The following is a 4,746-nucleotide window of genomic DNA, read 5'->3' as shown; positions in this document are numbered from 1 at the left end:
ACATATCCTCCAGGTCCACTACCGATGACAATAATATCGTATTTCATTAGATCTAAAAATTTTTATCAAAAATAAGGATTTTTTTCTTTTTGTGTTCAAATTAATTTTAATGTACTTTTTTTATTAATTTTTCACTGATATAATAATTTAATAAAACTCAGCGAAAGCCTTTATTAAAAGTACTTTATATTAAAAACCAAGCAATTTTAGTTTTAACTGAATTGCAAAATTTTGACTGAATTTATCTGTTGCGTAATGTCCAACTCGGTAAAATAAACCTAAATTAAATCCTGTACTCAAAAAATTATTGTACTCCAATCCAACTTCTTGGTAAAGGTGATCCAACTTCTTGTACTCAAACTGATGTTGTTCCATATTCTTCATGTCGCCAACTGTGCCTTTGTACACCAAATCGAAACTAGATGTGTTTCTTCCAAAACTTTTGAAATACCAAGGAATGCGGTGTGTAAAGTAGTATCCTCCAAATTTATCATTGAAATACTTTCCTGCTTCCATTGTTGCAAAACCTAAATAAGTCGTCAAATTAAAATGCGAGAAGAAGCTGTCATTATTAGAAGAATCCAAACCTCCCATTTGGAAATGGTGCCAAATTGGTGCGTTGCCCGTCATCAATCCGCCATACAATCTAAGACCAGTTCGACCCAATTTGGTTGTGAACTGATGCGTTAGCAAAATATCCATTCGAGAGAAGTTAAATTCTCCACCCAAAGTTTTCATGCCTTGTTCGAAGTTAAAATAAACTTCTGGAAACTTTTGATCGTACGTCAACTTACCAGACGGCGTCATAATGTTTTGAGAATTCGGAGAATACTTCAAAGTTAACACTGTCGAAAAATTCTTGAACAGACGATTTTCGCCATTATAAAAATAGTCAAACTTTGCTTCTTCATTTTGGCGTTTCGCAGATAGTTGCAATGTCAGCGCATTATTGAGATCGACTTCGTAACTAATTTTTCCACCTTGTAATCTGTAGAATTTATCATTTTGTAAATCCACGCCAGAATTCATAAACTGCATTTTGACACTCCAAAGATTTTGGTTAAATCTTCCCGAAGATTCGACATCATCATAATATTCGGCACGGAAAAATGAATTGTAATCCAAAGTTGTTTTAACGTCAACCCCAACGCCATATTTAAACTTAGAATCTTTGAAACCATAAGCCAAATATACATCTGGCGAAATGTATTTGTTAAAGTTCTCATTTAACTTTGCACGCAAGGACAATCTAACACCTTCGTAACGGTTGTAATTACTACCAAAAGGATCAAGATCAAACATCCCAAGACGAATTCTTCCTCGCAAAATATTACTTACTAGACTTGCTTTTTTATCAATATTGTATTTTTGTCCAAGACTGTCTACTTTCACATAAGTTAATTTCTCACGCTCCGAAAGGCTGTCTGTACGGTATTTTTCCAAAAGACTTCCATCCGTATTTTTAACCGTCATCGTATAACCTTTGAAATCTTTTGCCGTGAAATCAACAGGCGTTTCAAAATCGAAATAATCGACTTTCATATAAACATAGTTTCCGAAACGCGTCTTCAACTTTCGTCTTTCTGCGCGCTTTTCTTCGGCTGTCATTCCGTCTTTTATTTCAGGTTTTTTATCAGTATTATCAAAGGACTGAGTTCCTGCTCTTAGTTTCAGATTTTCCTTTTGTAGAAACCATTTATTGTTAATTGGCGTCCATACAGAAGTGACACTACCATCATTTCTATTCTTGCTATTACTTTCAATTTTTTTAACGGCAAAAGTTTGTTGATCAATGTAGAGGTAACCATTATATTTTCGGCGATTTGGTTGTGATTTGACACCAACTTCTCGGAAACGAATCACATAATTTTCCCTTCCATCGATTTCTATAGAGTCTGTTAAATAAAATCTGTAAAGATTTCTGTTCTCAGGAAGAATTTCTTTTGGAATTTTATTTCGGTTAGATCGCATCACCAAAAGCTGATAAATAGGCTCTTTGAGTCCCGAAATACGGTTGTCCAAAACATTGATTTTTTCACCATATTTTTGAGAATACAAATATTGATTCGCACGTTCCCAAAGGAAAAGCTTACTATCCATTAATAAGTTTTCAAAATCCTGATCCATCAAAGAATCTTTCTTTTCTTTTTTGGTTTGTTTAATTTCTTTCGCAGGAAGCGCGCTCAACGAATCTTTTCGTTTTGCCATATAATCATGGTAGATTTTAATGGAATCTTCATCAAAATCATAGGACATTTTTTCATAGGATTTGAACTCGTATGACTCTAAACTTTTCGGTGAATTATTCTTAAAATTATCATTGACTTTATCCAAAATTGCTAAAGCTTTTGCATCGCTTTTATCATTGACAACAACACCTTCAATATTGTTAATATTATCAACATCTTTTTCTAGCGAAACTTCCATCACTTTGTCCACAACAACATCTTCGTCATCATATCCAGAATGTTTTACAGTAACTTTATCACACTTGGTCGAAAATGTCAACTTCCCATGCAAATTGGTATTTCCCAGTAAAGTTTTATTACAAAATACGGCTGCATTTGACAAAGGAACATTTTTCCCTGCAACTGTAACAGTTATCGTCGATTGTGCAAATGCAACAATGGTAAAACATAAAAGAAATAAAGCGTAAATCCTTTTAATCATAATTTTTGAGCTTAGATTGTGCGAAAATATAAATAAGTAATGGAATTATCATTAATTCTTTGCTTAATGAATTTATAAAATTATTTTTTTAACAATGTTCAAAATTCTAAATGCTTAAATTTGTAAAAATTTTTAAAATGGGAATTGCTGATTTATTATCAAAAAAGAAAAAAGCTTTGGCTGAGAAAAATCTAAAGGAAGGTAAAGCTTTCCAAGAAGAATTCGGGAAAGAAGAAGGCGTTGTAACTTTGGAAAGCGGCTTACAATACCAAATTATGGAAGAATCCGAAGGTAGAAAGCCAGAGGCTAGAGATACTGTTATTTGCCATTATCATGGGACAACAATAACTGGCGAAGTATTTGACAGTTCTGTACAAAGAAAAAAAACTGCAAGCTTCCCACTTAATCGTGTTATTTCTGGTTGGACAGAAGGTTTGCAATTGATGTCTACGGGTAGCAAGTGGAAGTTTGTTATTCCTCCACATTTGGCTTATGGTGACCAACAAATCTCAAAAGAAATCGGTCCAAACTCAACATTAATTTTCGAAGTTGAATTGATTGGGATTAAATAAATTCTCATACAAATAGAAAAGCCTGCAATTGCAGGCTTTTTTTATTTTAGTGTATAAGAGACTAGTCTATCTTCAAAATTGTAAGTTCCAGACTCGGAATGACAATAAGTGTTCACCAAACCGATTCCAAATGCATAATTGTTTTTTACAATCTTATTAGGATCGGCGGTTGTCGAGCCATCTTTATAGTATCTTCCATTGTATGGATTAACTTCATAAGATTTGCCATCAACCACGACATTCTCTTTGGGCTCTAGCTTATAAACCACTTTACTGTTTGGAGGAAATGGCACTTCGACTTGAAAATTTGCATCAGTATTTGGATGTTTCACATTTTCAAAAGCATCACCATATTTTGCTTGATCAAATAGATAAGATGACAATGCCACCAAATAACCTTTGGAGTTAATTCTTTGGTATGTGACATACGAGCTATGCGAATTTTGAGTTAAATTCCAAGTTGTTTCTTTTACCTTAGCATATTTGTAACCTCCAGCATCTACAATGCTTTCAACTTTCACGCTATCAATTTTGTTAGCATATTTGAACTCAGATGTATAATCATTACGTTCATAAGTTTTGTACACCCAAAGACTTCCAGGATTAAGATTGAACCTAGGCTGAACAATAGGATCAGTAATTACTTCGTCATCGGACTTATTAGAGCACGATGTAATCGCAATTGCAGAAATAGCAAAAATTGCAAGTTTAAAGATTCTCATATAGCTTAATTTTTCTAAAATAACGAAATTATTTTCAAAATAGTATTAAGTTTTACAAAAAAATAAAAAACCTAAGCAAATGCTTAGGTTTTATATTGATAACAAAAATGATTAATTATTTTACTTGATCTACAACAGCTTTGAAAGCTTCTGGATGATTCATTGCTAAGTCAGCAAGAACTTTTCTGTTAAGCTCGATGTTGTTTTTCTTAAGAGCTCCCATAAATTGAGAGTAAGATAATCCGTGCTCTCTAGCACCCGCATTGATACGAGTAATCCAAAGTGCTCTGAAGTTTCTTTTCTTCTCTTTTCTACCGCGGTAAGCATATTGCATTGCTTTTTCCACGGCGTTTTTAGCTACAGTCCAAACATTTTTTCTTCTACCGAAAAAACCTTTAGCCTGCTTCATTACTTTTTTTCTGCGCGCTCTAGACGCTACAGCGTTAACTGATCTTGGCATAATGTAAATTGTTTTTTTGAAAAGGGCGGCAATGTTATTGCTCTTATGTGCTCCGTTTCAGGGTTAAAATTTTTGAATTTGTTGAATTCTTATAAACCGAATATTGGTTATAAAAACTACTTAATAGCTAATTGACGTAAAACACTCTTAGTGTCCACAGCTGCAACATAAGAAGTTTGCGTAAGATTTCTCTTTTGCTTAGTTTCTTTCTTTGTTAAGATGTGGCTTTTGAAAGCATTTTTTCTTTTGATCTTACCAGTACCAGTAAGAGCAAAACGCTTTTTAGCACCTGATTTAGTTTTTAATTTTGGCATTGTTCTGC

At 33.4% G+C, this 4,746-nt stretch carries 5 protein-coding genes; 1 reads left to right on the top strand and 4 read right to left on the bottom strand.

Annotation, left to right across the window (positions count from 1 at the left end; all coding sequences use genetic code 11):
- Window positions 1-189 precede the first annotated feature (189 nt).
- Window positions 190-2,670, bottom strand: a complete 2,481-nt coding sequence (locus Q1V95_RS01895; protein WP_300669686.1) for a hypothetical protein — start codon at window positions 2,668-2,670, stop codon at window positions 190-192.
- 137 nt (window positions 2,671-2,807) lie between these two features.
- Here Q1V95_RS01895 and Q1V95_RS01890 point away from each other — a divergent pair, with 137 nt between their 5' ends.
- Window positions 2,808-3,242 carry an FKBP-type peptidyl-prolyl cis-trans isomerase gene (locus tag Q1V95_RS01890; RefSeq protein ID WP_300669685.1) on the top strand — a complete coding sequence of 145 codons (435 nt, stop codon included), beginning with the start codon at window positions 2,808-2,810 and terminating at the stop codon, window positions 3,240-3,242.
- A gap of 41 nt (window positions 3,243-3,283) precedes the next feature.
- Here Q1V95_RS01890 and Q1V95_RS01885 read toward each other — a convergent pair whose 3' ends face one another.
- From Q1V95_RS01885 to rpmI, 3 genes are all read right to left on the bottom strand, one after another.
- A complete protein-coding gene (locus tag Q1V95_RS01885) occupies window positions 3,284-3,964 on the bottom strand; it encodes a hypothetical protein (RefSeq protein WP_300669683.1) in 681 nt (226 codons plus the stop codon).
- A 115-nt stretch (window positions 3,965-4,079) separates the two neighbouring features.
- Window positions 4,080-4,424 carry a 50S ribosomal protein L20 gene (gene rplT, locus Q1V95_RS01880; protein ID WP_300669681.1) on the bottom strand — a complete coding sequence of 115 codons (345 nt, stop codon included), beginning with the start codon at window positions 4,422-4,424 and terminating at the stop codon, window positions 4,080-4,082.
- A gap of 116 nt (window positions 4,425-4,540) precedes the next feature.
- Window positions 4,541-4,738 carry a 50S ribosomal protein L35 gene (gene rpmI / locus Q1V95_RS01875; protein WP_027384637.1) on the bottom strand — a complete coding sequence of 66 codons (198 nt, stop codon included), beginning with the start codon at window positions 4,736-4,738 and terminating at the stop codon, window positions 4,541-4,543.
- Window positions 4,739-4,746: the final 8 nt, after the last annotated feature.

It is taken from the genome of Soonwooa sp., assembly GCF_030151385.1.
Lineage (GTDB): Bacteria > Bacteroidota > Bacteroidia > Flavobacteriales > Weeksellaceae > Soonwooa.
This window is presented reverse-complemented; position numbering and strand designations above follow the sequence as displayed.